General features: G+C 69.9%; 27 protein-coding genes and 1 riboswitch. Of the genes, 13 read left to right on the forward strand and 14 right to left on the reverse strand.

Annotated features, from left to right (window positions below; genetic code table 11):
* Positions 1–10: 10 nt before the first annotated feature.
* The gene (locus ACFYO0_RS25250; protein WP_388680007.1) at positions 11–775 is read right to left on the reverse strand and encodes a hypothetical protein; all 765 of its coding nucleotides are present in this window, start codon (positions 773–775) and stop codon (positions 11–13) included.
* Positions 776–913: 138 nt separating this feature from the next.
* On the reverse strand, positions 914–1,603 hold the full coding sequence (locus ACFYO0_RS25255; RefSeq protein WP_388680009.1) for a copper homeostasis protein CutC: 690 nt from the start codon (positions 1,601–1,603) through the stop codon (positions 914–916).
* 91 nt (positions 1,604–1,694) lie between these two features.
* Between ACFYO0_RS25255 and ACFYO0_RS25260 the strand changes: the two genes are divergently transcribed.
* Positions 1,695–2,336, forward strand: coding sequence for a hypothetical protein (locus tag ACFYO0_RS25260; protein ID WP_388680011.1), 642 nt, complete (start codon positions 1,695–1,697; stop codon positions 2,334–2,336).
* Positions 2,337–2,406: 70 nt separating this feature from the next.
* Positions 2,407–3,486 carry a GNAT family N-acetyltransferase gene (locus tag ACFYO0_RS25265; RefSeq protein ID WP_388680013.1) on the forward strand — a complete coding sequence of 360 codons (1,080 nt, stop codon included), beginning with the start codon at positions 2,407–2,409 and terminating at the stop codon, positions 3,484–3,486.
* Here ACFYO0_RS25265 and ACFYO0_RS25270 read toward each other — a convergent pair.
* Both ACFYO0_RS25270 and ACFYO0_RS25275 read right to left on the reverse strand, forming a co-directional pair.
* Positions 3,483–3,758, reverse strand: coding sequence for a DUF4031 domain-containing protein (locus ACFYO0_RS25270; RefSeq protein ID WP_388680015.1), 276 nt, complete (start codon positions 3,756–3,758; stop codon positions 3,483–3,485). The genes ACFYO0_RS25265 and ACFYO0_RS25270 overlap by 4 nt on opposite strands.
* Positions 3,755–4,174 carry a hypothetical protein gene (locus ACFYO0_RS25275; protein WP_388680018.1) on the reverse strand — a complete coding sequence of 140 codons (420 nt, stop codon included), beginning with the start codon at positions 4,172–4,174 and terminating at the stop codon, positions 3,755–3,757. Before ACFYO0_RS25275 ends, ACFYO0_RS25270 begins: the two co-directional genes overlap by 4 nt.
* A gap of 141 nt (positions 4,175–4,315) precedes the next feature.
* Here ACFYO0_RS25275 and ACFYO0_RS25280 point away from each other — a divergent pair, with 141 nt between their 5' ends.
* The 6 genes from ACFYO0_RS25280 (at position 4,316) to ACFYO0_RS25305 (ending at position 9,443) form a co-directional block, all read left to right on the forward strand.
* Positions 4,316–5,239, forward strand: coding sequence for a MurR/RpiR family transcriptional regulator (locus tag ACFYO0_RS25280; protein WP_165345075.1), 924 nt, complete (start codon positions 4,316–4,318; stop codon positions 5,237–5,239).
* Between the two features lie 80 nt (positions 5,240–5,319).
* A complete protein-coding gene (gene murQ / locus ACFYO0_RS25285) occupies positions 5,320–6,297 on the forward strand; it encodes an N-acetylmuramic acid 6-phosphate etherase (RefSeq protein WP_388680021.1) in 978 nt (325 codons plus the stop codon).
* 104 nt (positions 6,298–6,401) lie between these two features.
* Positions 6,402–6,989, forward strand: a complete 588-nt coding sequence (locus tag ACFYO0_RS25290; RefSeq protein ID WP_388680023.1) for a hypothetical protein — start codon at positions 6,402–6,404, stop codon at positions 6,987–6,989.
* Between the two features lie 84 nt (positions 6,990–7,073).
* Positions 7,074–7,679, forward strand: a complete 606-nt coding sequence (locus ACFYO0_RS25295; RefSeq protein ID WP_388680026.1) for an RNA polymerase sigma factor — start codon at positions 7,074–7,076, stop codon at positions 7,677–7,679.
* A complete protein-coding gene (locus ACFYO0_RS25300) occupies positions 7,676–8,230 on the forward strand; it encodes a hypothetical protein (protein WP_388680028.1) in 555 nt (184 codons plus the stop codon). Before ACFYO0_RS25295 ends, ACFYO0_RS25300 begins: the two co-directional genes overlap by 4 nt.
* A 16-nt stretch (positions 8,231–8,246) precedes the next feature.
* A complete protein-coding gene (locus ACFYO0_RS25305) occupies positions 8,247–9,443 on the forward strand; it encodes an acyltransferase family protein (RefSeq protein ID WP_388680030.1) in 1,197 nt (398 codons plus the stop codon).
* On the opposite strand, the gene ACFYO0_RS25310 is transcribed toward ACFYO0_RS25305, so the two are convergent.
* On the reverse strand, positions 9,354–9,617 hold the full coding sequence (locus ACFYO0_RS25310; RefSeq protein WP_388680033.1) for a hypothetical protein: 264 nt from the start codon (positions 9,615–9,617) through the stop codon (positions 9,354–9,356). The genes ACFYO0_RS25305 and ACFYO0_RS25310 overlap by 90 nt on opposite strands.
* 88 nt (positions 9,618–9,705) lie before the next feature.
* On the opposite strand from ACFYO0_RS25310, the gene ACFYO0_RS25315 reads away from it, so the two are divergent.
* Entirely contained in the window at positions 9,706–9,855 is a 150-nt protein-coding gene (locus ACFYO0_RS25315) for a Scr1 family TA system antitoxin-like transcriptional regulator (protein ID WP_388680036.1), read from the forward strand.
* Positions 9,836–10,102, forward strand: coding sequence for a DUF397 domain-containing protein (locus ACFYO0_RS25320; protein ID WP_388680038.1), 267 nt, complete (start codon positions 9,836–9,838; stop codon positions 10,100–10,102). Before ACFYO0_RS25315 ends, ACFYO0_RS25320 begins: the two co-directional genes overlap by 20 nt.
* On the opposite strand, the gene ACFYO0_RS25325 is transcribed toward ACFYO0_RS25320, so the two are convergent.
* On the reverse strand, positions 10,089–11,477 hold the full coding sequence (locus ACFYO0_RS25325; RefSeq protein WP_388680041.1) for a PH domain-containing protein: 1,389 nt from the start codon (positions 11,475–11,477) through the stop codon (positions 10,089–10,091). The genes ACFYO0_RS25320 and ACFYO0_RS25325 overlap by 14 nt on opposite strands.
* Positions 11,478–12,089: 612 nt before the next feature.
* Here ACFYO0_RS25325 and ACFYO0_RS25330 point away from each other — a divergent pair.
* Entirely contained in the window at positions 12,090–12,293 is a 204-nt protein-coding gene (locus tag ACFYO0_RS25330; RefSeq protein WP_388680044.1) for a hypothetical protein, read from the forward strand.
* Between the two features lie 61 nt (positions 12,294–12,354).
* Here the strand turns inward: ACFYO0_RS25330 and ACFYO0_RS25335 are convergent, their stop codons facing one another.
* The 5 genes from ACFYO0_RS25335 to thrC form a co-directional block, all read right to left on the reverse strand.
* On the reverse strand, positions 12,355–13,479 hold the full coding sequence (locus ACFYO0_RS25335) for an NADH:flavin oxidoreductase (RefSeq protein WP_388680046.1): 1,125 nt from the start codon (positions 13,477–13,479) through the stop codon (positions 12,355–12,357).
* Between the two features lie 306 nt (positions 13,480–13,785).
* Positions 13,786–15,414, reverse strand: coding sequence for a chaperonin GroEL (gene groL / locus ACFYO0_RS25340; RefSeq protein WP_388680049.1), 1,629 nt, complete (start codon positions 15,412–15,414; stop codon positions 13,786–13,788).
* 301 nt (positions 15,415–15,715) lie between these two features.
* Complete coding sequence (locus ACFYO0_RS25345; protein WP_003986833.1) at positions 15,716–15,919, reverse strand: cold-shock protein; 204 nt, start codon at positions 15,917–15,919, stop codon at positions 15,716–15,718.
* Between the two features lie 455 nt (positions 15,920–16,374).
* Positions 16,375–16,650, reverse strand: coding sequence for a MoaD/ThiS family protein (locus ACFYO0_RS25350; protein WP_046258800.1), 276 nt, complete (start codon positions 16,648–16,650; stop codon positions 16,375–16,377).
* A gap of 166 nt (positions 16,651–16,816) precedes the next feature.
* The gene (gene thrC / locus ACFYO0_RS25355) at positions 16,817–18,160 is read right to left on the reverse strand and encodes a threonine synthase (protein WP_388680051.1); all 1,344 of its coding nucleotides are present in this window, start codon (positions 18,158–18,160) and stop codon (positions 16,817–16,819) included.
* 18 nt (positions 18,161–18,178) lie between these two features.
* Positions 18,179–18,337: riboswitch (SAM riboswitch) on the reverse strand.
* A gap of 191 nt (positions 18,338–18,528) precedes the next feature.
* Here thrC and ACFYO0_RS25360 point away from each other — a divergent pair.
* Together ACFYO0_RS25360 and ACFYO0_RS25365 are read left to right on the forward strand one after the other, a co-directional pair.
* Complete coding sequence (locus ACFYO0_RS25360) at positions 18,529–19,503, forward strand: glucosyl-3-phosphoglycerate synthase (protein WP_388680054.1); 975 nt, start codon at positions 18,529–18,531, stop codon at positions 19,501–19,503.
* Positions 19,504–19,705: 202 nt separating this feature from the next.
* On the forward strand, positions 19,706–21,100 hold the full coding sequence (locus tag ACFYO0_RS25365; RefSeq protein WP_388680056.1) for a trehalose-6-phosphate synthase: 1,395 nt from the start codon (positions 19,706–19,708) through the stop codon (positions 21,098–21,100).
* A gap of 130 nt (positions 21,101–21,230) precedes the next feature.
* Here ACFYO0_RS25365 and ACFYO0_RS25370 read toward each other — a convergent pair whose 3' ends face one another.
* From ACFYO0_RS25370 to ACFYO0_RS25380, 3 genes are all read right to left on the reverse strand, one after another.
* On the reverse strand, positions 21,231–22,160 hold the full coding sequence (locus tag ACFYO0_RS25370; protein ID WP_388680059.1) for a 1-phosphofructokinase family hexose kinase: 930 nt from the start codon (positions 22,158–22,160) through the stop codon (positions 21,231–21,233).
* Between the two features lie 115 nt (positions 22,161–22,275).
* Positions 22,276–23,421 (reverse strand): N-acetylglucosamine-6-phosphate deacetylase, encoded by a 1,146-nt coding sequence (nagA, locus tag ACFYO0_RS25375; protein ID WP_388680062.1) that lies wholly within the window; start codon positions 23,419–23,421, stop codon positions 22,276–22,278.
* Positions 23,421–24,371, reverse strand: coding sequence for an ROK family protein (locus tag ACFYO0_RS25380; RefSeq protein WP_388680065.1), 951 nt, complete (start codon positions 24,369–24,371; stop codon positions 23,421–23,423). Before ACFYO0_RS25380 ends, nagA begins: the two co-directional genes overlap by 1 nt.
* Between the last annotated feature and the right edge of the window lie 37 nt (positions 24,372–24,408).

Here is a 24,408-nt window from a genome sequence, read left to right on the forward strand (position 1 = left end):
GGTTCACGGGTCAGTTCACCGAGGGCAGCCGCCAGTACTGCCGTTTGTCCTTGTCGCGCACGACGACGCCGAGTTTCGACAGCTCCTTGCGCAGCTCCCGCGCGTCCTCGGCGTCGCCCTGCTTCTTGAGCGCCTTCTCGCGGGCCATGAACAGGGCGTTCGCCCCTTCGGGCAGGCCCGGGGTGTCCGGGACCCAGCGCCGGAACTCGGCCAGGTGCGGGTCGGCGTCCGCCCAGGTGTAGCCGTGCTCGGTGAAGGCGTCGGCGAGGCGCCGCTTGTCCAGGCCGCAGTCCTCCCGGGCGAGTTCCTCGCTGTGGTGGCCGAGCAGCACGAGCTGTTTGCCGTCCGGGAAGGCCAGGCGGATCTTGTCCCGCGCGAACTCCTCGGACTCGTCCCGGATGGTGAGCACCACATGGCGGTCGCAGACGCGGACGGACAGCGACTCGTGCAGCAGGACGAAGGACGCGAAGAGGCCCAGCAGTGCGCCGACGGCCACCGCGCCGATGGTCACCCATGGCTCGGGGACCGAGTCCAACAGCTTCGCCGGGCCCTTGAAAGGCGCCCAGCGCAGGGTCACGAGCCACCCGGCGAGCAGCCTGACCAGCTCACCGACCACGGCTCCGGCCACGACGCAGAGGGCCAGGACGCCCCAGGTCGACTCGGCGAGCACGGTGGGCTGGTCGGCCCGGGCGGTCCCGTCGGCCCGGCCTGGCTGGTCGGCCCGGTCCTTCCGGCCTGCCCGTGCGTCCGGCTCCTTCTGCATATCCACGCTCATGCGCCCTCCACCCGTTTTCTGCCGCGCAGCCCTCAGTGTGGTGAGCGACGAAACATCCGTCATCAGCCGATGGTCTACGGCACTGCCACTTTGGTATGCGGCTTCCGGTGAGCGCCTTGAGTCGTCCGCCCGCGACGGCTACTCGTCCATCGCCGCCCGCCACTCGCGTACAGCGGCGGAGGAGACGGGCTGCGCCCACCCGCCGGGCCGCGCCGCCCCGCCGATGTGGAAGGCGTCCACTCCGGCGGCCCGCAGCCGGGGTAGGTGGTCGAGCCGGAGCCCCCCGCCCACCATGAGCCGCTGCTCATAGCCCGGCTCCCCGCGCCGCGCCGCCTCGGCGAGCAGCGTGGCGAGGCCGTCGTCGACACCGGCCGCCGAGCCCGCCGAGAGGTACGTGTCGAGCCCGGGCAGATCCGCGAGCTGCTTGCGCAGGGCGTCGCGGTCCGCCGCCCGGTCGATCGCGCGGTGGAACGTCCAGCGGCAGCCGTCCAGTTCGGCGACGATCCGTTCCACCGCGGACACGTCCACGCCGCCGCCCTCGTCCAGGAACCCGAGCACGAACTCGTCGGCCCCCGCACCCCGCAACTCCCGCGCGGCGCGCACCAGTTCCTCGATGTCACCGGCGGCGAACCCGTCCCCCAGCCGCAGCATCACGCGCAGCGAGATGTCGACGGCGGCCCGGATCTCCGCGAAGGTCCCGACCGACGGGGTGAGCCCGTCGGCCGCCATGTCGGTGACCAGTTCGAGGCGGTCCGCGCCCCCGGCCCGGGCGGCGACCGCGTCCTCGGCGTCGAGGGCGATCACCTCCAGGACTGCACGCTTGCTCATCAGGACCTCTTCCCTTGTGAGGCTCGACGACTAGGACAGCTACAGGTCTAGTCCAATTCAAGGGTACGCGGTGGAGAGGAACAATGGCCCCATGGCCGACTCCGAAGCCCTGCGCACACGCTGGCTCCACACCCTGCAAAGGGCCCGCACCACCAGCACCCCCGACCCCGCCCCGTACGCCGACGACCTCCTGACCCGCTGGTCCGAACCGCAGCGCCGGTACCACACGCTCGATCACCTCACGGCGGTCGTGGACCACATCGACGTACTGGAGCAGTACGCGGACGACCCGGACCTGGTGCGCCTCGCCGCGTGGTTCCACGACGCGGTCTACCTCCCCGACCGCTCCGAGAACGAGGAACGCTCCGCGCGCCTGGCCGAACGCGCCCTGACCGAAGCCGGCCTCCCGCCGGAGAAGACGGCCGAGGTCGCCCGCCTGGTCCGCCTCACGGTCACCCACGACCCGTCGGACGACGACCTCAACGGCCAGGTGCTCTGCGACGCCGACCTGGCGATCCTGGCCGCGCCCCCGAAGACGTACGCCGTCTATACGGCCGCCATCCGCGAGGAGTACGCCTTCGTCCCCTCCGAAGCCTTCCGCGAGGGCCGTGCCGCGGTGCTGCGTCAGCTCCTCGCCCTCCCCCACCTCTTCCGCACGCCGTACGGGGCGGCGGAATGGGAGGCGACGGCGCGCTACAACATCGGCGCCGAGCTGGAGCTGCTGGCCGGTTAGCCACCGTCCGGTTGGCTGCTGCTCGGTTATTCGGTGCCGTTCCGCGAGCCGAGCACCTATCGTCGCCCCCATGCGAGACATGGGCGGGGAGCAGATAGCGGAAGCCGTCGCGGGTTCCGTGGCGGTGTTGCGGGCGGCGGCCGGGGAGCGGGACTGGGGCGTCAAGGCGGGCCGCCTCGACTGGAGTTGCCGCAGGACGGCGGAGCACATCGCGTCGGATCTCATCGCGTACGCGGGGCAGTTGGCGGGCCGCCCCACCGACCGATACGTACCGTTCCGCATCGACTGCACCGAGTGCGAGAGCCCCCACGACGTCCTGGACGTCATCGAGGCGACCGGCGCCCTGCTCGCCGCAGCCGTCCGCACCGCGCCGCGCGAGGCGCGGGCCTTCCACCCGTACCCCTTCCGCAGCGCGAACCGCGAGGGCTTCGCCGCGATGGGCATCGCCGAGGTGCTCCTGCACACGCATGACATCGCCGAGGGGCTGGGGATCGCGTACGAGCCTCCGGCCGACCTCTGCGAGGACGTACTCACCCGGATCTTCCCGCACGTCCAGCCAGGACCCGACCACTGGCGCACCCTCCTGTGGGCGACCGGCCGCGGCGAACTGCCCGGCCGCGCGCCGGTCACCGAGTGGCGCTGGAACAACAACCTCGTCATCCCCGCCGAACGGCTCACCCTGCAAGGGATCACGCCCGCTGCCGCCGCCGATCTGCAGATCGGCGGCACGGGCGGCTTCGAGTGGATCGAGGGCGGCCCCTGCGAGGGCACGGACGTCGCCGCCGGGCTGGTCGTGAAGGCGTACGAGACGGGGACGCATCGCCCGGAGTGGGGCGTGTTCATCCTGGTGCGCACGTCGGACGGCCGCGCCATCGGCGGCATGGGCTTCCACAGCACCCCCGACGACGAGGGCCGCGTCGAGATCGGCTACGACCTGGCCGAACCGGCCCGCGGCAACGGCTACGCCACGGAGGCGCTGCGCGCACTGTCCGCGTGGGCGCTGGCACGCGACGACGTGAAGCTGCTGTTCGCGACGATCGACCGCGCCAACACCCCTTCCCAGGGTGTGGTGTCGCGTGCGGGCTTCACGCGTGTGCGGGAGGACGGGGAGCGGTACGTGTACGAGCTCCGCGCCGGCGATCCGGCCTAAGTACGTGGCTGCGTACCTCTCTTGGGCCTGCGCAGCCCCGCCCCGTAGAGCAGCCGCACCACTTCGCGGCTGCTGACCTCGACCGCTCCGGCGCGCACGACGTCCGCGTACCGATGCGACGGAATGTCGTAGTGGTCCCGCTCGAAGGCCCGGCGCGGGACGCCCAGCTCCGCGGCGAACAGGTGCAGTTCGTCGAACGAGACGTCGCTGATCAGATGCGACCACATGTGACCGTGGCCCGGCCAGTCGGGCGGATCGATGTAGACCGTCACGAGGCGCGCGCCCCGCCGGGACCACCAGGACCACCGGTGGCCGAGCCGAGCGAGCCCACCGCCGAGACCTTCACGCCCGCCTTGTGGCACACCCAGTGCGGATCGGGCCCGAGTTCAGGTTCGACATCGAGGGCGTGCGGGTCGCCGGCGCCGCAGACCGGGCACAGCGGCCACCGCCCGTACCGTTCGAGCAACGAGTCCTGCACGTCCTGGGCAACCAGCCCCGCCACATACTCCACACCCTCCGGCCACTGCTCCACCCACCATCGCCGCTGCACCACAGACGCCTCGACAAGCGAAACGACATCGGCGTCGGCGACATCGCCCGCGACGAGATCGGCGATCACGAGCGCACGAGCGGCATGCAGTGCCTGTTCCATCGGGCTGACGGGGTGTGGGAAGGCGGGCTGTTCCATACGCCCATTGTGCGCCTACGGCACAAGCGACTGCGCGCAGTCAGGGGCGTGATGGGAGCGAGCAGCCACATCGGACCCGCAGACGAAAGCGCCTCCGAGCCACCCCTTGACCCTCCAGTCCACCGAAAATACCTTTCAGAGGTGACCCCGAACGTGAAGGAAATTTTCGCCGGCGAGACGCCACCGGCACCGGCAGCCCTCGCGGCCAAAGTGCGCACGCTCGCCCCGTCGATGACCCGATCCATGCAGCGGGTCGCCGAAACCGTGGCCGGCGACCCCGCAGGCTGCGCGGCCCTCACAGTCACCGGCCTGGCGGAGCGAACCGGCACCAGCGAGGCCACAGTCGTCCGCACCGCCCGCCTCCTCGGCTACCCCGGCTACCGCGACCTGCGCCTGGCCCTCGCCGGCCTCGCCGCCCACCAGCAGTCAGGCCGCGCCCCCGCCGTCACGGCCGACATCGCAGTCGACGACCCGATCGCCGACGTCGTGGCGAAACTGGCGTACGACGAGCAGCAGACCCTCGCCGACACCGCGGCCGGCCTGGACACGGTCCAGCTCGGCGCGGCGGTCTCCGCGCTCGCGGCGGCCGGCCGTATCGACGTCTACGGAGTCGGCGCCTCCGGCCTGGTCGCCCAGGACCTCCACCAGAAGCTCCTGCGGATAGGCCTCATAGCCCACGCGTTCAGCGACCCGCACCTCGCGGTCACCAACGCCGTGCAGCTGCGCGCCAAGGACGTGGCGATCGCGATCACCCACTCCGGTTCGACCGGCGACGTCATCGAGCCGCTACGGGTCGCCTTCGAGCGGGGCGCCACGACGGTCGCGATCACCGGCCGCCCGGACGGCCCGGTCTCGCAGTACGCCGACCACGTCCTCACCACGTCCACGGCCCGTGAGAGCGAGTTGCGACCGGCCGCCATGTCGTCCCGTACGAGCCAACTGCTGGTCGTGGACTGCCTGTTCATAGGAGTGGCCCAGCGGACGTACGAGACGGCGGCGCCCGCGCTGGCCGCCTCCTACGAGGCGCTCGCGCACCGCCACAGCCCGCGCGGCTCCCAGCGCTGAGCCCATGGCTCGCGTACAAGTGCTCGCGTACGAGTAAAGAAAGCCAGCACCGGAACGAACACCGGAAAGAGCCGACCCACATGACCTCCCCCGCCGACGCCTCCTCCGACCGCCAAGCCAACTCCACCTCCGACTTCCGTGACGTACGGGATGAGTTGGAGACCCTGACCACCGAGGCGTTCCGTCCCGAGCTTGCCCGGATCGATCAGTTGCCCACCCTTGAGATCGCGAAGATCATGAACGGCGAGGACACGACCGTACCGACCGCCGTCGCCGCGCAGCTCCCGCGTATCGCCGCCGCGATCGACGCCATCGCGGACCGTATGGCGCGCGGCGGACGCCTGGTCTACGCGGGCGCGGGCACCGCGGGCCGCCTCGGCGTCCTCGACGCGTCCGAGTGCCCGCCCACCTTCAACACGGACCCCTCCGAGGTCGTCGGCCTGATCGCGGGCGGCCCGAGCGCCACGGTCAACTCCATCGAAGGCGCCGAGGACTCCAAGGAGCTGGCGGCCGAGGACCTGGCCGCGTTGGGCATCACCGCCGACGACGCGGTGGTCGGTGTCTCGGCCTCCGGCCGGACCCCGTACGCGATCGGCGCGGTGGAACACGCGCGGGCACTCGGCGCCCTGACCATCGGCCTGTCCTGCAACGCGGACAGCGCGCTCGCGGCGGCGGCCGAGCACGGCATCGAGGTGGTCGTGGGTCCCGAGTTGCTGACCGGCTCGACGCGCCTGAAGGCGGGTACGGCCCAGAAGCTGGTCCTCAACCTGCTGTCGACGATCACGATGATCCGCCTCGGCAAGACGTACGGGAACCTGATGGTCGACGTGCGAGCCTCGAACGACAAGCTCCGAGCCCGTTCACGCCGTATCGTCGCGCTGGCCACGGGTGCGCCGGACGACCAGATCGAGGCGGCCCTGAGCGCGGTCGACGGCGAGACGAAGAACGCGATCCTCGTCCTCCTCGCCGACGTCGACGCCGCGACCGCCGCCCGCCTGCTCACCGAGGCGAACGGCCACCTCCGGGCGGCTCTTCAGGCGGCCCTCGCAAGCGACTGAGCTCCGCCTGATCCGCCTGCCCCCGGGCTCCTGGGGTGTTTGTCAGTGGCGCATGTGATTCTTGGGGGCGTCGGCAGCACGGCTCCCGGGAGGGGACGACCACCATGAACCACGCACAGCTGAACGCTCTGGGCCGCGCCCTGCGGCTTCTCGGCGAGCACGGCGAGGCACTGGGCTCGGACACACCCGACGCGAAGCTGCACGAGGTCAAGGCGGACCTGAAGCGCGCGCTGGACCTCCTGGAGGAAACGGTCACCACGGCGGCCCCCACCACGCGCTGCGCCGAGCACCCCACAGGCCCGGTCGACGAGGACGCCCCCGACCTGTGCCTGCTCTGCGAGACCCGCCGCCGCATCGCACGCCGCTCGAAGGTCAACGACTCGTTCTCCCAGGGCCGTCCGACCACCCCGGACGAGACGCTCGAGCGCACGAAGTCCCGCTACGGCGTACGGGGCGACCGCCCCCAGCCCCAGCAGCGCTGGCTCCCCGAGATGTGGACCGGCCAGGTCTGGCAGCTCTGCGGCACACCCCGCCGCGACAAGCAGGAGGCGGAGCAGTACCTTGCCGCCCAGCGCCGCAGCCCCCACCCCGGCATGGCCTACCGCCTGGTCCACGAGTTCACGGACTACGAGGTTCTACGCATCTGGGGCGAACCGCGCAAGGTCGACATCGAGCCCATGGGCAACCTCTAGGAGCGCCGCACTCCCGCTTGTAACGCTTTTCGTGCCTCGGCCCAAGAACAGGTGAAGCCAGGGTCCGACGAGAGGGAGTGGCCAGTGGATGGCGCGGAACGGTTACGGGGTGGGCCCGCTGCGGCGGTACGTGATCCGCAGCTCTTCGAGGAGTTCTACCGGCGCCACGTGGACGCGGTGATGCGTTTCGTGGCCCGGCGAGTCGACGACCCGCACACCGCGGCCGACCTCACGGCGGAGATCTTCCTCGCCGTCCTCGACTCGGCCCACACCTACCGGCCGGGCCTCGGCAGCGAGACGGCCTGGCTGTACGGCATCGCGCGCAACGTCGTGTCGTCGGAGCGCCGCCGGGTGGCCCGGGAGACCGCACGCGATCTGCGCTTGTCCGGGCGGCGGCTGCTGGAGGCCGACGACATCGCCCGCATCGAGGACCGGCTCGACGCGGAGAGCCCGGGGCGACGCGCCCTGTCCGCACTCGCGAGGCTTCCCGAGGGCGAGCGGGCCGTCATGGAGCTGATCGCGGTCGACCAGCTCACGGTCACAGAGGCGGCGGCCGCGCTGGGCATCCGCCAGGTCACGGCGCGGGTCCGACTCCACAGGGCGCGCAAGGCGCTGCGTGCGGAGGCGGACTCCACGACCGCGCAGGCGCCGGACGCCTCACTGGTGTACGTCGTAGGGGGAGAGGCATGAGCACGAGGCCGACGTTCGAGGACCGACTGCTGGACGAGCTGAAGAGGGAGATCGAACTCCGCGAGCCCGAGCCGAACCCTTCCGCGCGCCGTCTGTTCACGCCTCGCCGGATCGCCCTCGCCGCGGCTGCCTGTGCGCTGGCCGGGCTCGCCGTCGTGTTCGTGCCCGGTTCGGCGGCCGACTCGAAGGCGTACGCGGTGGAGCGCAACGGCGACGGAAGTGTCACGCTCACCGTCAAGGACCACCGGGGCATCGACATCGACGCTCAGCAGGAACTCGCAGGGGAACTGCGGCCGTGGGGCGTCAAGGTGGCCGTGGCCCTGGAGAATGTCGATCGCGGTGACACCTGCACGTCGTGGGGTGACGATGCCGTCCTCGAGCTTCGGGCGGTCACCAAGCAGGGCATCCCTGTCCCCGTCCGTAGCTCGTCAGTCACCCTGCACCGGGGCAGCACGCTGGTCCTCGCGAACAAGGCGTTGACCAAGGACGAGGTCAAGTCCCACATGGTCAAGTCCTGCGTCCCGGTGAAGCCCACCCCTTCGGACGACTGACCGCTCGATCCCAGGGATGGAATCCTCATCGTCACGGCTGGGCCGGCTGGACGCCCTGCGCGGCATCGCCGCCCTCGTCGTGGTCTTCGACCACGCGTCGTACACCTTCATGCCGGAGTTCCGCCGGGAGTTGATGCCGGAGTTCAACACCAGCCGCTACGGCATCATGGTGTTCTTCCTCGTCAGCGGCTACATCATCCCCGCGTCGCTCGAACGCCGGGGCTGCGTCCGGACGTTCTGGATCGGACGGGTCTTCCGCATCTACCCGCTGGCGGCGGCTGTCGTCACCACGATCCTCGTCCTCAACCTGACGGGCATCGCGGAGATGCGCGACTTCGCCGGACAGAGCGCTGCCACAGCGGCCGTTGCCCACGTCACCCTGTTCCAAGAGCTGCTGGGGACGCCCAATCTCCTCCTCGTCCTGTGGACGCTCTCGTACGAGATGGCCTTCTACCTGCTGGTCGTCGCGCTCTTCACGGTCCGTCGGCACCAGCGGTCGGCAGCGGTCGCCATCACCCTGGCCGTGCTCGCCGCCGTAAGCGTGACGGCAGGAGCGGCGCTGCCGGTCTCCGCCCTCTCCGGCGCGATCGGCACCGGCCGGCTGATCGCACTCGCCTCGATCGCCATGGTGGTCGCCATTGGCTGTGCGAGCGCCGGGTCACGGGTGCTTCGCGTGTTCGGGGGTGTGCTGGGCGGAGTACTGGCGCTCGTCCTGGTTTCTTTCAACGGCACGGTCCCCATGTGGGAGGGCCTGGTGATCCTCGCCGTGATGTTCCTCGGCACCGCCGTCCACAGAGCCGAGCGCGGTCAAATCACGTGGCGGTACGCGGCCTGCACGATTGCCGTGGTGCTGACCTGCGCCGTGGGGAGTGCGTACAGGCACGGCGACGGACCCCATTCCACACGACGCGGCTGGATCGTGGCCTTCCTGCTGGCCGTACTCACCTTCGGCGTCGGACTGGCGTTGCGCCACCGCCGAATACCGCGCTGGCTGACCGGACTGGGAACGATCAGCTACTCCGTCTACCTGGTACATCCGGTGCTGCTGACGGTGATCGACGGCACGCTCGGCCGGTGGCGGCGGGACAACCCAGTCCTCTCGGTGGCGTTCTTCGCAGTACTGCTACCGCTGTGCGTGCTGACCCACCGTTACATCGAAGCGCCGAGCCAGAGATGGGGCAGGAAGCTGGCCCGCCGCGTGGAGCCACCGTAACGAGAGCCCACGCAGCACCCAGCCGACCGCTATCAGCGCTTCTGGCGGGCAGTCCCACTCGCGCCCGCCGCCCACGGGCCGCAGCTGTACGTAACCGCCCTCGCGCCCCATGACCTCACCGACCCGCCCGCCCCGCACATCAACGGCGTACGACCGGCGGGTCCCGCCACTCACGGCTGACCGCCCGCCCCGCGCAGCACGGCGGCGAGCCGCTCCGCCGTACGCACATTGCAGCGCCCCAGCCTTCGTGGAAGCACCGGACATGGGCAAACTGCTGGACGACCCCGCCACGGTCGCCCGCCACACGCTGATGTTCAACCTCCTCCAAGCTGCGGCGCTTTCTCCACACGACTCCCTGGCCTTGATCGAATCGGTGGCGCAGGATTACGAGCATGGACACGAGCATCCGTGAGTACGACCTGAGCACTGCCACCTGGTACAAGTCCAGCTACAGCGGCGGCGAGGGCGGCAACTGCCTGGAAGTCGCCCGCTGGCGCAAGTCGACGTACAGCGGCGGCCAGGGCGGCGACTGCCTGGAGGTCGCCGACGGCCACCCCGCTGTCGTCCCCGTCCGCGACTCCAAGAACCCCCACGGCCCGAAGCTCGCGTTCCGGGCCGAGGCGTGGTCGGCGTTCGTCGAGGACCTCAAGCGCGGCTGAGTGCCCTCAGCTCGCGGATGATGCGGTTCAGGTCGGCCGGAGCCGCCGCAAGGCGGACCGGTCTGCCCGCGTCGTCGAGTTCGGCGACGTGCCAGCTTCTGGAAATCATGTCGCCGTCCTCGCCCCGGGCGCGCCGCACGTTCTTGACGGTGAGCCGCTCCACCGGGATCGGTTTCGCCGAGAACCTGCCCGGGCCGGAGTGGGGCGTCACCGCGGGCGGGCCGCCGCCGAGGACGATGTGAGTGCCGAAGTCGTGCGGGTTGTAGTCCGTGTGATCCAGAAAGCGGGCGGACAAGAACACATCCTTTTCCATCCCCGTCCCCTTCGCGGCGGACTCCTCGCTCGTTCCGGCCTCCCCTGGCGTACGGACGCGGGTGGCGCGCCAGGCCCAGATGAAGAGGCCCAGCGTGGCCAGTGAGCCCGCAGCCGCCCACTTGATCGCCACGGGCGAGGTGAGCAGGGTCGTGGGGTAGAGGTAGCAGAGCGGCAGCAGCCACAGGGCGGTGCCGACGAGCACGCCCACGAACGGAAGTGCCGACGGCAGGACCTCGTCGTCGGGCAGCCGGCGCCCGCGCAGGCGCACCAGCAGCCGGGCGCCGGGGTAGCCCGCACCGAGGGCGCACAGGGCCGCGATGACGGCCACCTCCCCAGGCGGGTTGATGTGCTCGCGCCACACGTAACGCTCTCCGGCGACCTCCCTCACCTGGCCACGCCAGACGGTCAGTTCGACGCTGTCGCCGGGCTGGAACGCCTCGGCTGCCTCTTCAGCGACCGAGAGACGCTCCAGCGGCCGGTTGTCGGCGAAGTACAGCCAACTGCTCTGCCTCGGCCCGCCGGCCTCGGTCTTCGCGATCACGGCCGACAGGGTGCTCAGGCACTCACGGCGCTCCGTGGCAGGCGTCTCGGCGGTGCACGGAGTAGCCGACTTCCACGCCTGCTGCACCGAAGCGGCGTGCGGCACGAACGCCGCGGCCACGACCGCGCCCGCGAGCAGCAGCAGCGCGCACAGACTCAGCACCCAGGCCCGGCCGTACCCGGCGCTGCGGCGCGAGATGACGGGGACATGGCTCGACTGCGGGGTTCCGTAACGGCGGTGGAGCGCGCGGAGCGCGTCCAGCTTCGCTTCGAAGTCCGGCTCGAAGTCGGCCGAGCCGCTGTACGGCAGGGGCAGTGTCCATTTGCGCCCGTCGCGCAGTGCCACGTTGACCCTACGGAACTCACCGTTCCGGTGGACTTGCAGGAGTACGCGCAGGTCGGCGACATCGGACCACGGCACGTCCCGGTGGCGCAGCAGCGTCCGGGAGTGCAGGCCATACGCGTCGGCGCGCACCCGGACGGCGACCGCACGGAAGATCACTGCCCCGACATCCGTCATATGCGGAACCCTGCCATCGCCCGCACCGCAAAAGCTTGTGCAGTGTCCGGCAGTTTCCTGCCCACCAACGTTGCCGAAGCTCAAGCCCTCAGCTCCGAGCCCTCTTTGCAAGGAATGGGTAGAGGGCCTCAACCCGCCCTATCACCGGCGTGTTGACTGGACGCATTCGGCTTGCCACGCAAAGTCACGAGAGGCTAGCGTGCCCGCATAACGAACAACCCCCGCCAGGTGCGGTAACACCTGCGGGGGTTTGACCTACGAGGTCGGACTCATCGATCCCATGGCTGACGCCAAGCCTAGTGCTGCCTTCCTCCCCGCGCACGCACTCCCCCACTCGATGGCAAACCCGGGTTACGGAAAACGCGAGGCACCCGACCAACTCCCCCGCACCGCCCACGACTTCGCCCACCACCCACCTCGCGAAGCCGCCATCGCCGCGTACATCGACCGACTCCCGGGCGGGCGCCGACATCTCCGTAAAGACGCTGGCCAAGCAGCTGCCGTACGGCCAGTGCGCCCTCCGCGCGCCGAGGCCGCCGACCCGCTCGGCAGAGCGTTTCTTTCACGGGCATGCCAAATACCTCTGTGCTTGCGGCGACTCGTGGACGAGTCATGGACGTCTTCGGGAATGGTCGGCGCTCAGCACCGCGGAGCAGTCCGGAGCGCGATCGGACGTCGTGTCGCCTGAACTTCCGGTTCCAGCCCCCGCTGCGGTGGCTCGCCGAACCGTTGCTGCGTCGCCCGTTCACCGCCGAAGCCGAGGAGGAGATGCGGCTGGCCAAGGAGTACATCCGGCGGCAGAAGGAGACGTCCTGAGGGCAGGGGAAGGGGAGTTCCGAACCGACCAGCCAACCGGCTCGGCTCGGCTCGGCTCGGCTCAGCTCAGCGATCCCAGCGACGCCACGTCGTACGGCGCCAGCTCACCGAAGCGGCCCTCAAGCACCTTCGCCGCCCACTGAGGGTCCTGGAGCAGGGCGCGCCCGACGGCGACGAGGTCGAACTCCTCGGCCTCCAGACGGTCCAGCAGATCGTCGAGGCCCCTGACCGTCGAGCCCTCACCGGCGAACGCCCGGACGAAGTCGCCGTCGAGGCCGACCGAGCCGACGGTGATGGCGGGCTTGCCGGTGAGCCTCTTCGTCCAGCCCGCCAGGTTCAGGTCCGAGCCGTCGAACTCCGGCAGCCAGTAGCGGCGCGTGGAGGCGTGGAAGGCGTCCACGCCTGCCTCGGCCAGCGGGGTCAGGAGGGCCTGAAGTTCCGACGGGGAGTGAGCGAGACGGGCGTCGAACGCCCCCGACTTCCACTGCGAGTAGCGGAAGATCACCGGGAAGGTGGGCGACACCGCCGCGCGTACCGCCGCCACGATCTCCGCTGCGAACCTCGTACGGGCCACCAGGTCGCCGCCGTACTCGTCGGCACGGCGGTTGGTGTCGGACCACAGGAACTGGTCGATCAAGTAGCCGTGCGCGCCGTGCAGTTCGACTCCGTCGAAGCCGATCCGCTCGGCGGCGGCAGCGGCTTCGGCGAAGGCCGCGATGACGTCGTCCAGGTCGGCCGGGGTCATGGACTTGCCCATGCCCTCGGTGCCGTCGAGGCGGATGCCGGACGGGCCGATGGCCGGGGCGTCCGCGAACGGGGGTTCACCGGCGGACCGCACCATGCCGATGTGCCACAGCTGCGGCACGATCGTCCCGCCCGCCGCGTGCACGGCCTCGGCGACCTTCGCCCACCCGGCCAGCTGCTCGTCGCCGTGAAAGCGCGGGACGGTGTCGCTCCGCCCGGCCGACTCATGACCGACGTACGTCCCCTCGGTGACGATCAGACCGACACCGGCGGCGGCCCGGCGCGCGTAGTACGAGGCCACGTCCTCGCCCGGGATACCGCCCGGCGAGAACTCCCGGGTCATGGGCGCCATCGCGATCCGGTTCGGGACGGTGAGGCCGTTCAGGGAAACGGGCCGGGACAGAATCTGGGCCGCGCGGGAGGCGGAGGCGGTCGCAGTCACGTGTGGGACTCCTCGGAGGGGTCGGGCAGACATCGAGCAGGCACGGCATTCCGAACGGTATGTGCATACGCATCTACCGCACGTACGCGTCAACTACCCACCCACCACCGGCATTCCGCCGTGCCACTCCATCCCCTGTGATCCCGGCCACGTCCACGACACACGCACCCCAGGACACCCCCGGATACGCCCGAGGGCGGCACCCCTGCGAACAGGGATGCCGCCCTCGGTACTGGACTGGGGGTCCCCCCTGCTCGAGCGAAGCCGAGAGCTTGGGGGAGGGTCCGCCCCGGCGAAAGAACCGGATCAGAAGTCCATGTCACCGCCCGGCATGCCGCCGCCGGCGCCGGCGCCGGCCGCGGCCTTCTCCGGCTTGTCGGCGATGACGGCCTCGGTGGTGAGGAACAGCGCGGCGATGGACGCGGCGTTCTGCAGCGCGGAACGCGTGACCTTCGCCGGGTCGATGATGCCCTCGGCGATCATGTCGACGTACTCGCCGGTCGCGGCGTTCAGACCGTGGCCGACCTGAAGGTTGCGGACCTTCTCCACGACGACGCCGCCTTCGAGACCACCGTTGACGGCGATCTGCTTGAGCGGGGCCTCCAGGGCGAGCTTCACGGCGTTGGCGCCGGTCGCCTCGTCACCCTCGAGCTCCAGCTTCTCGAAGACCGTGGTGGCCTGGAGCAGGGCCACGCCACCACCGGCGACGATGCCCTCCTCGACGGCAGCCTTCGCGTTGCGAACGGCGTCCTCGATGCGGTGCTTGCGCTCCTTGAGCTCGACCTCGGTGGCGGCACCGGCCTTGATGACGGCCACGCCGCCGGCCAGCTTCGCCAGGCGCTCCTGGAGCTTCTCGCGGTCGTAGTCCGAGTCGGAGTTCTCGATCTCGGCGCGGATCTGGTTGACCCGGCCGCCGACCTGCTCGGTGTCGCCGGCACCGTCGACGATCGTGGTCTCGTCCTTGGTGATGACGACCTTGCGGGCGCGGCCCAGGAGGTCCAGGGTCGCGTTCTCCAGCTTGAGGCCGACCTCCTCGGAGATGACTTCGCCGCCCGTGAGGATGGCGATGTCGCCGAGCATGGCCTTACGGCGGTCACCGAAGCCCGGAGCCTTGACGGCGACGGACTTGAAGGTGCCGCGGATCTTGTTGACGACCAGGGTCGACAGGGCCTCGCCCTCGACGTCCTCGGCGATGATCAGCAGCGGCTTGCCGGACTGCATGACCTTCTCGAGGAGCGGCAGCAGGTCCTTGACGGCGCTGATCTTCGAGTTGGCGATCAGGATGTACGGGTCGTCGAGGACGGCCTCCATACGCTCCATGTCGGTGGCGAAGTACGCCGAGATGTAGCCCTTGTCGAAGCGCATACCCTCGGTGAGCTCCAGCTCCAGACCGAAGGTCTGGGACTCCTCGACGGTGATGACGCCTTCCTTGCCGACCTTGTCCATGGCCTCGGCGATGAGCTCGCCGATCTGGGTGTCGGCGGCGGAGATGGAGGCGGTCGAAGCGATCTGCTCCTTGGTCTCCACGTCCTTGGCCTGGTCGAGCAGGGCACCGGAGACCGCCTCGACGGCCTTCTCGATACCGCGCTTCAGAGCCATGGGGTTGGCACCGGCGGCGACGTTGCGGAGGCCTTCCTTGACCAGCGCCTGGGCCAGGACGGTCGCGGTCGTCGTGCCGTCACCGGCTACGTCGTCCGTCTTCTTCGCGACTTCCTTGACCAGCTCGGCGCCGATCTTCTCGTACGGGTCCTCGAGTTCGATCTCCTTGGCGATGGAAACACCATCGTTGGTGATCGTGGGGGCGCCCCACTTCTTCTCGAGGACGACGTTACGGCCCTTGGGGCCGAGGGTGACCTTGACGGCGTCGGCGAGCTGGTTCATCCCGCGCTCGAGGCCGCGCCGCGCCTCCTCGTCGAACGCGATGATCTTGGCCATGTGAAGTGGTCCTCCCGGACTGGGGTGGATTGCTCCGGACCGCGCTGGCGCCCGCGACGGACGGCCTGCCTGCCCCGTGGTTCCTTGCCCCACTTGGCCTGCGGGCCTCACCGACCCGGTCCTCGTTGTCACTCTCACCTTCAGAGTGCTAACGCCAATGATTAGCACTCGGGGTGGTCGAGTGCAAGCGGCTGCCACAGTGCGGGCGGGGTGCCGACAGACATGCCGAAGGGCCCGTACCCCTTGAGGTACGAGCCCTTCGGAAGAAGAACGTGTCGCTGCAGATCAGTCGGCGCGTGCTTCAGCCGGCCACGCGGACCATGTCCGCCTGCGGCCCCTTCTGGCCCTGCGAGATCTCGAACTCAACTCGCTGACCCTCTTCCAGGGTGCGGTAGCCGTCCATCTGAATCGCGCTGTAGTGGACGAATACATCCGCACCACCGTCGACCGCGATGAAGCCGTACCCCTTCTCCGCGTTGAACCACTTGACGGTGCCCTGAGCCATGCCTAACTCCCCTATTACTGGCCCTTGCACAGATCCACACTTCGCGGATCCGGGTCAGACCTCACCCCCCAACGGTTGGGGGTGTGCGCCGGAACGCGTCGACCGCGGCTGAATGTATCTGCCCAACTGCCGTCTGCAACAGGTCAATCGGACGAGAAATCTGGGCATGGCCGATCCGGAATGTACGGAGAATTCACCCTAGAGGGGGGCAAGTCGGGCTCCATAAAAGGAGCAAAAGACGCAAAAGACCCACACACTTTGGCTACTTCTTATCGGGCATCCGACAGGAATGCACATGCATTCGGCCCGGGGGAGCACCAAGTTCCCCAACTGTACCGCGCTCAACCATACAGAATTGCCCCCTCCGTTTAACTCACGGAGGGGGCAATTCGATGAACTCTCAGTGACCTGCATTACCGACGGTAACGATCAGCCTCCGGCACTGTACCGGATGGTCAGCCTCCGGCGACGGCCGGAATGATCGAGACGCCGGCCCCTTCGGGCGTCGCCGTCTCCAGCCCCTGCTCGAACCGCACATCGTCATCGTTCACGTACACGTTGACGAACCGACGCAGCTTGCCCTGATCGTCCAGGACACGCGCAGCGATACCGGTGTGGTTCTTCTCCAGGTCGGCGATGACCTCGGCGAGGGTCGCCCCTTCAGCGGCGACCTCGGCCTGACCGCCGGTGTAGGTGCGAAGGATGGTGGGGATGCGAACGTTGACGCTCATCGGGTTATGACCTCCGGTCAGATTTGGAGCGCCCCGCCAGGGGCGCGGGGGGAGTGACATTTGCGGCTCCGCCGCGATGGGGGTCCCCCGCTCGAGCGAAGTCGAGAGTGGGGGAGCGACCAGCCCCACCGGCCTGCAGCCTGAATACAGCCCTTCCCGCGAAGCGCTACGCGAGGCCGGCCTCTCGGAACGACTCCAGGCTGGGTCGGATCGTGGCGGTGAGCCCGGTCCCGGCCACCGCATCCAACGTCTTGAGACCGTCGCCCGTGTTCAGGACGACAGTCGTGAGGCTCGGATCCAGCACACCGTTCTCGATCAGCTTGCGCGCAACCCCCACCGTCACACCACCGGCGGTCTCCGCAAAGATGCCCTCGGTCCGCGCCAGCAACTTGATCGCGTCCACGATCTGCTCATCGTTGACGTCCTCGACCGCGCCACCCGTACGCCGCGCGATGTCCAGCACGTACGGACCATCGGCGGGGTTACCGATCGCGAGCGACTTCGCGATCGTGTTCGGCTTCTGCGGCCGTACGACGTCATGGCCCGCCTTGTAGGCGACGGACACCGGCGAGCACCCCTCGGCCTGGGCGCCGAAGATCTTGTACGGCTTGTCCTCCACGAGCCCGAGCTTGATGAGCTCCTGCAGACCCTTGTCGATCTTCGTGAGCTGCGAGCCGGAGGCGATGGGCACCACCAGCTGGTCGGGGAGCTGCCAGCCGAGCTGCTCGCAGATCTCGTACGCGAGGGTCTTGGAGCCCTCGGCGTAGTACGGGCGCAGGTTGACGTTGACGAAGCCCCAGCCCTCGCCGGCCGGGTCGCCGATCAGCTCGGAGCAGAAGCGGTTCACGTCGTCGTAGTTGCCCTCGATGCCGACGAGCTCTCCGCCGTACACCGCGGCCATGACGACCTTGCCCTGCTCCAGGTCGTGCGGGATGAACACGCAGGAACGGAAGCCGGCGCGGGCGGCGGCGGCGCCGACGGCACCGGCGAGGTTGCCCGTCGAGGAGCAGGAGAGGGTCGTGAAGCCGAAGACGCGGGCGGCCTCCAGAGCCTGGGCGACGACGCGGTCCTTGAAGGAGTGCGTCGGGTTGCCGGAGTCGTCCTTCACGAAGAGCTTGCCGGTGTCGACGCCCAACTCGCGTGCGAGGTTGTCGGCCTTGACGAGCTGCGTCCAGCCGGGGTTGATGTTCGGCTTGGTGGCCACGTCCGCGGGGACGGGCAGGAGAGGCGCGTACCGCCAGATGTTCGCGGGGCCCGCCTCGATGCGCTTACGGAGTTCCTCGGTGTCATCCACCGAGTTGACTGAGAAGTCGTACGCGATCTCCAGCGGGCCGAAACACTCCTCGCAGGCGAAGACGGGGCCGAGCGGGACGCGGTGCCCGCATTCGCGGCAGGAGAGCGCGGCGGCGGGGCCTAGGTCTACGGAGGGGGTGTCCACGGAGTTCGTGGGGGCCGCCGAGTCGGCGGAGGTTTCAGCGTTCGTGGTGCTTGCAACTGTCTGCGCAGCCATGTGAGGCGAGGCCCTTTCTCCTCATCTTCCTCACGACGCATCTCGCCGTGAGACGGATTTGGCACCTTCACTAGCCGGGAGCCTCGCGGAATCGATCATCTTCGATCGGTACGAGAACCGGCTGGAGGGTTGCCGGGGCTTCAACGGGCCGTATCCCTCTGCCCCTCTGGATGAGCGCTATTCGGTTGTGTGTATGTGGTTGTCGGCTCAACGACCCGCGACATGCGATGGTCATCAGCGTTGTTCAAGACTGTAACCGAAGGCCTGGATCGTGGTGAGACCAGTCCGAACCGCGAGATGACAGTCACACGAGCTGCTGCCCCAGCGGGCACTCGCGAACCCGGTCCAATGTCAAGGGAGAGCCGCACGTGCTGGAAGACGTCGAGCGCTGGCTGAACACGCGCTCCTGGTCCGTTGGCGACCGCCCGCTGAAGAAGCTCATCGCCGCGAAGCGCGCGGCCAACTCCACGGTGAGCGTCGTACTGCCCGCGCTCAACGAGGAGGAGACCGTCGGCGAGATCGTCGCCGTGATCCGCCGTGAGCTGATGACCAAGAAGGTCCCCCTCGTCGACGAGATCGTCGTGATCGACTCGGGCTCGACCGACCGTACCTCCGAGGTCGCCGCCGACGCGGGGGCCCGGGTCGTGCACAGGGACGAGATACTCCCGCGCATGCCGGCCGTCCCCGGCAAGGGCGAGGTCCTGTGGCGCTCGCTGCTGGTCACGAGCGGCGACATCATCGCCTTCGTCGACGCGGACCTGAAGGAGTTCTCCGCGGACTTCGTCTCGGGGATCGTCGGTCCGCTGCTCACCGAACCGGGCGTGGACCTCGTCAAGGCGATGTACGACCGCCCGCTGAACCTGCCGGGCGACCCCACCTCCGGCAGGACCGCCGCAGGTCAGGGCGGCCGCGTGACGGAACTGATGGCCCGCCCGATCCTGAACATGCACTGGCCGCAACTGGCCGGCTTCGTGCAGCCGCTCGGCGGGGAGTACGCGGCCCGCCGCTCCCTCCTGGAACAGCTGCCCTTCCCCGTCGGATACGGCGTCGAGCTGGGCATGCTGGTCGACGCCCTGCACCTGGTGGGCCTGGACGCCCTCGCCCAGGTGGACGTAGGCGTCCGCAAGCACCGCCACCAGGACGGTCAGGCGCTGGGCCGCATGGCCGCCGCGATCTACCGCACGGCCCAGCTGCGACTGGCCCGCGGGCATCTGGTCCGGCCTCGGATCACGCAGTTCGAACGCGTCGAGCGCGGCTTCGCACCGCGTACGCACTCCGTGGACACGGAGGAACGACCGCCGATGGCGGAGATCGAGGAGTACGCGACTCGAAAGGCCGCCTGACGACAGCGCCCCTGAAAGGGGGCCGCAGGCCCCCTTTCAGGGGCGCGGGGCTGTGCCATGAGCGGCTCCGCCGGGGGCGCGACCAGCCACAACGCCCGCAGCCGCCGAACGACACCCCGTCCCGGGCTCTCAGGCGCTCTCACGCTTGTATACGGCTGAGGCGCACGTTTGAGCGAGACGACGCTGGGCTAAGTTGAGCCGTATGGCATCAACGCAGGCCCAGATCCTCGTCGCCTCCAACAGAGGCCCGATCTCGTACGCCCTGGACGAGGCCGGAACACTCACCGCCAAGCGAGGCGGAGGCGGACTGGTCTCCGGCCTCTCCGCGATCGGGCCGGAGGCGGACGCGCTCTGGGTCTGCTCGGCCCTCGGCGACGGCGACCGGGAGGCGGTACGGCGCGGAGTCGGCGAGTCCGGCGTACGGATGCTGGACATCGACGCCGACGTGCACGAAGACGCGTACAACGGCGTAGCCAACTCCGTGCTGTGGTTCGTGAGCCACATGCTGTACCAGACGCCCCTGGAGCCGGCCTTCGACGCGGAGTTCCGCAGGCAGTGGGCATCCTTCGAGGCGTACAACCGGGCCTTCGCCGAGGCCCTGGCCGAGGAGGCGGCACAGGGCGCCGCCGTGCTCGTGCAGGACTACCACCTGACGCTGGCGCCCCGCATGCTGCGCGAACTGCGCCCCGACCTGCGGATCGGTCACTTCTCGCACACACCGTGGGCTCCGCCGGAGTACTTCCGGCTGCTGCCCGACGACATCGCCGCGCAGTTGCTCGGCGGGATCCTGGGCGCCGACCGGGCCGCGTTCCTGACCCAGCGGTGGGCGGACGCGTTCACCGACTGCTGTCATGCCGTGCTGGGGCCCGGCATTCCGTCGGGAACTCGGATCGGTGTGCACGGGCTCGGTGCGGACGGGGACTTCCTCCGGAAGCGGTCCCATGAGGCCGACGTGGACGAACGCATGGTTTCGCTGCGCGAGCAGATCGGCGAGGGCCGCAAGGCGATCGTGCGGGTGGACCGGACGGAGCTGTCGAAGAACATCGTGCGGGGGCTGCTTGCGTTCCGGCAGTTCCTTGAGGACCAGCCGTCGTGGCGTGAGCGCGTCGTGCACGTGGCCCTCGCGTATCCCTCGCGGCAGGACCTGGCCGTGTACCGCGACTACATGACCGAGGTGCAACGGCTCGCGGACGAGATCAACTCCCAGTACGGGACGCCTGGCTGGACCCCGGTCGTGCTCCACCTGAAGGACGACTTCGCCCGCTCGCTCGCCGCATACCGGCTGGCCGACGTGGCCCTCGTCAACCCCATCCGCGACGGGATGAACCTCGTCGCCAAGGAGGTGCCGGTCGTCTCCGACGCGGGGTGCGCGCTGGTGCTCTCGCGGGAGGCGGGGGCGTACGAGGAGCTGGGCGAGGACGCGATTGTGGTGAACCCGTACGACGTTTCGGACACCGCCCGCGCCCTGCATGAGGCGTTGTCGATGCCGCTGGACGAGCGGGCGGAGCGCACCAAGCGGCTGGCCGCCGCGGCTACCGCGCTTCCACCGGCCCAGTGGTTCTTGGACCAACTGGACGCGCTGCGCGCTGCGAGTTAGCTCCACTGGTGAGGCGGGTTGAACGCCGCGGGTTCGTCGTGGCTGGTCGCGCCCCGCGGCGAAGCCGCATATGTCACAGCCCCGCGCCCCTATAGGGGCGCCGCATGCCGACCGTGCGTGGACAGTGCTGTCAAGCCGCGCCTGCCTCGGCTGTGACCGTTACCTGCCCCAGCAGGTCCTCGTACGCCCGACGGTCGAACTCGCCCGCCGCAGGCGCCAGTACGGTCGCCGTCGACAACGCGACCGCGCGGGCCAGCTGTGCCGTCCACGGCAACTTCTCCACCAGGCCCGACAGCAGGCCCGCGACCGCCGAGTCGCCCGCGCCCGTCGGGTTGCCGTCGACCGGGGCCGACGGGGTCGCTCGCCAGTGGCCCTCCGCGTTCAGGGCCAGGAGGCCCTTCGGGCCCAGGGAGGCGATTACCGTGTGGGCGCCTCGGCGGCGGGCGTCCCGCGTGGCCTGGAGGGGCTCGTGGGAGCCGGTGAGTTCGGCCAGTTCGTCGGTGTTCGGTTTGACGAGGTCGGGGCGGGCGGCGACGCCTCGGCGCAGGGGTTCGCCGCTGGTGTCGAGGAGGACCGGGACCGACATGGACCGAGCCGCGCGGACCAGTTGGGCGTACGCGCCTACCGGGACGCCGGGCGGGAGGCTGCCGCACAGGGCTACCGCGGAGGCGGCGGGCAGCACGTCCTCGTACGCGTCTTGGAACGCGCGCCACTCCGCGGGGGAGACGAGCGGGCCCGGCTCGTTGAGTTGAGTCGTGTCACCGGTCGTCGTGTCGACCACCGCGATCGTGCGGCGGGTCGGGCCCGCCACCGGGACCAGCGCGTCCACGACCCCCGGTGTGGACGTGAGCTGGTCCTTCAGGGCCCGCCCGGTCTCCCCGCCCACGAAACCCGTCGCGGTCACCTCGTGGCCGAGTGCCGCCAGCACCCGGGCCACGTTCAGGCCCTTGCCGCCGGGGCGTTCGGTCACCTCGGTGACGCGGTGCGAGGTGTGCGGGCGCAGGGACGGTACGTGGTAGGTGATGTCGAGAGCGGTGTTCAGCGTGACCGTGAGGATCACCTGGGCCGACCTCCCCCGAGTGCGTGCTTCCCTTGTCCGGATGACCGATCATGCCAGGGTGACGGCGGTCGGCCCAGTTCCGCAGGCCAGCCGCCCGACTCAACAAACGGCAGAATCAGCCCAGTTGGGGCTCAACCACCCATTCCCCCCGGCGCATCACACCCTTGATGGCGAAGTCCGCGTCCAGGATCACCAGGTCCGCGTCCTTTCCCGGTTCCAGCGAGCCCACCCGGTCGTGCAGGCCGAGCAGCCTGGCCGGGGTGGCGGAGATGGCGGCGACCACGTCCTCGACGGGCAGCCGGTCCACGGTGACGGCCCGCTTGAAGGCACGGTCGAGGGTCAGGGTCGAGCCCGCGATCGAGCCGCCCTCCACCAGTCGCGCCACACCCTCGCTCACCTCGACCTCCAGTGGGCCGAGCAGATAACGGCCGTCGCCGAAACCGGCCGCGTCCATCGCGTCCGTGATGAACGCCACCCGGCCCGCGCCCGCGTGATGGAACGCCAGCTGGAGGGACGCCGGATGCAGATGCGTACCGTCATTGATCAGCTCGACCGTGATCCGCTCGTCCTCCAGGAGCGCGGCGATCGGGCCCGGAGTGCGGTGACCGAGGACGGGCATCGCGTTGTAGAGGTGCGTCGCCACGGTGGCGCCCGCCTCGATGGCCTCCACCGTCTGCTCGTACGTCGCGTCCGTGTGCCCGATCGCCGCGATCACCCCGTGCTCCGCGAGGAGGCGTACGGAGTCGACGCCGCCCGGCAGTTCCGTGGCGAGCGTCACCATCTTGGCCTGACCCCGGGCCGCGTCGATCAGCTTGCGCACCTCCGCCGGGTCCGGGTGGCGCAGCAGCTCCTCGGAGTGCGCGCCCTTGCGGCACGGAGAGATGAACGGTCCCTCGAAGTGGATGCCCGCGATGTCGCCCTGCTCGGCCAGCTCGGAGAGCAGCCCGGCGCGTTGGGCTAGTGCGTCCATGTCGCCGGTGACGGTCGACGCGACGGTCGTCGTGGTGCCGTGCAGGCGGTGCGTGTGGACGCCTTTGAGGATGTCGTCGACCGTCCCGGAGGTGAAGGACGCGCCTCCGCCGCCGTGGTTGTGGATGTCGACGAAACCCGGCACCAGCCAGTGGCCGGTCAGGTCGAGTACGTCGGCGTCCGAGGGAACGCTCCCGGCGATACGCGTACCGTCGACGATCACGCGTCCGCCGTCCACGATCCCGGTGGGCAGTACCACCTGGGCACCGGCGAGCACTTTGCTAGTGGCCATCAGGTGGTTACCTCCGAGGGGGCAGTAGGTGTGGTGGCCAGCAGGTCCCAGGCCAGCAGCCCGGCGCCCAGGCAGCCGGCCGTGTCCCCGAGCGCCGCCGGGACGATCGCGGGCAGCTTCTGGAAGGTCACCCGGCGCTCGACCGCCGCCCGTAGCGGTGTGAACAAGGTTTCCCTCGACTCGGCCAGGCCGCCACCGATGATCAGTGTGCGCGGGTCCAGCAGGGTGAGCGCGGTGACGAGGCCGTCCGCGAGCGCGTCCACCGCTTCCTGCCAGACCGCGAGCGCCCGGGGGTCCCCGGACTCCACGGCCTTCGCGCAGTCGGCCGCGTCCGCCTGGGCATCACCGGACGTCTCGGCCCAGGCCGCGCTCACCGCCGACGCGGAAGCGAACCGCTCCAGGCAGCCGCGCTGCCCGCAGGGACACAGGGTGCCCCCGGGCCGTACGACGATGTGGCCGATCTCGCCCGCGAAGCCGTGCGCGCCCGCCTCCACCCGGCCGTCGATACCGATCGCGCCCGCGATCCCGGTTCCGAGCGGCACGAACAGGAACCGGTCGGCTCCCCGCCCCGCCCCGAGCCGCCCCTCGGCGAGGCCGCCGGTGCGCACATCGTGGCCGAGGGCGACCGGGACGCCGTACAGCCGCTCGCCGAGCAGATCCCGCAGGGGTACGTCACGCCAGCCGAGGTTGGCCGCGTACACCGCGAGACCCCGCTCGGCGTCCACGATGCCGGGGACGGCGATGCCGGCGGCGGACGCGGGCTCGCCGAAGTGACGCTCGCCGTGCGCGCGTAGATCGGCCGCGAAGCCGAGGATCGACTCCACGACGGCGTCGGGGCCGCGCTCCCGGCCCGTTGCGCGGCGGGCCTGGTGCAGCAGTGCGCCGTCCGCCCCCACGAGGGCGGCCTTCATCCCGGTGCCGCCCACATCGAGGGCGATGACGTGTCTCACGGAATACAGTCTCGCCCCTTACCCCACGAGAGGTCTA

Origin of the sequence: Streptomyces sp. NPDC006365 (assembly GCF_042870755.1) — a bacterium.
Taxonomy (GTDB): Bacteria; Actinomycetota; Actinomycetes; order Streptomycetales; family Streptomycetaceae; genus Streptomyces; species Streptomyces xiangluensis.

What these genes read in the sequence shown, in the direction of transcription:
- ACFYO0_RS25250 (WP_388680007.1), bottom strand. Translation starts at nt 775, where the DNA reads ATGAGCGTGGATATGCAGAAGGAGCCGGACGCACGGGCAGGCCGGAAG.
- ACFYO0_RS25255 (WP_388680009.1), bottom strand. Translation starts at nt 1,603, where the DNA reads ATGAGCAAGCGTGCAGTCCTGGAGGTGATCGCCCTCGACGCCGAGGAC.
- ACFYO0_RS25260 (WP_388680011.1), top strand. Translation starts at nt 1,695, where the DNA reads ATGGCCGACTCCGAAGCCCTGCGCACACGCTGGCTCCACACCCTGCAA.
- ACFYO0_RS25265 (WP_388680013.1), top strand. Translation starts at nt 2,407, where the DNA reads ATGCGAGACATGGGCGGGGAGCAGATAGCGGAAGCCGTCGCGGGTTCC.
- ACFYO0_RS25275 (WP_388680018.1), bottom strand. Translation starts at nt 4,174, where the DNA reads ATGGAACAGCCCGCCTTCCCACACCCCGTCAGCCCGATGGAACAGGCA.
- murQ (WP_388680021.1), top strand. Translation starts at nt 5,320, where the DNA reads ATGACCTCCCCCGCCGACGCCTCCTCCGACCGCCAAGCCAACTCCACC.
- ACFYO0_RS25290 (WP_388680023.1), top strand. Translation starts at nt 6,402, where the DNA reads ATGAACCACGCACAGCTGAACGCTCTGGGCCGCGCCCTGCGGCTTCTC.
- ACFYO0_RS25300 (WP_388680028.1), top strand. Translation starts at nt 7,676, where the DNA reads ATGAGCACGAGGCCGACGTTCGAGGACCGACTGCTGGACGAGCTGAAG.
- ACFYO0_RS25305 (WP_388680030.1), top strand. Translation starts at nt 8,247, where the DNA reads ATGGAATCCTCATCGTCACGGCTGGGCCGGCTGGACGCCCTGCGCGGC.
- ACFYO0_RS25315 (WP_388680036.1), top strand. Translation starts at nt 9,706, where the DNA reads ATGGGCAAACTGCTGGACGACCCCGCCACGGTCGCCCGCCACACGCTG.
- ACFYO0_RS25320 (WP_388680038.1), top strand. Translation starts at nt 9,836, where the DNA reads ATGGACACGAGCATCCGTGAGTACGACCTGAGCACTGCCACCTGGTAC.
- ACFYO0_RS25325 (WP_388680041.1), bottom strand. Translation starts at nt 11,477, where the DNA reads ATGACGGATGTCGGGGCAGTGATCTTCCGTGCGGTCGCCGTCCGGGTG.
- ACFYO0_RS25330 (WP_388680044.1), top strand. Translation starts at nt 12,090, where the DNA reads ATGGACGTCTTCGGGAATGGTCGGCGCTCAGCACCGCGGAGCAGTCCG.
- groL (WP_388680049.1), bottom strand. Translation starts at nt 15,414, where the DNA reads ATGGCCAAGATCATCGCGTTCGACGAGGAGGCGCGGCGCGGCCTCGAG.
- ACFYO0_RS25345 (WP_003986833.1), bottom strand. Translation starts at nt 15,919, where the DNA reads ATGGCTCAGGGCACCGTCAAGTGGTTCAACGCGGAGAAGGGGTACGGC.
- ACFYO0_RS25350 (WP_046258800.1), bottom strand. Translation starts at nt 16,650, where the DNA reads ATGAGCGTCAACGTTCGCATCCCCACCATCCTTCGCACCTACACCGGC.
- thrC (WP_388680051.1), bottom strand. Translation starts at nt 18,160, where the DNA reads ATGGCTGCGCAGACAGTTGCAAGCACCACGAACGCTGAAACCTCCGCC.
- ACFYO0_RS25365 (WP_388680056.1), top strand. Translation starts at nt 19,706, where the DNA reads ATGGCATCAACGCAGGCCCAGATCCTCGTCGCCTCCAACAGAGGCCCG.
- nagA (WP_388680062.1), bottom strand. Translation starts at nt 23,421, where the DNA reads ATGGCCACTAGCAAAGTGCTCGCCGGTGCCCAGGTGGTACTGCCCACC.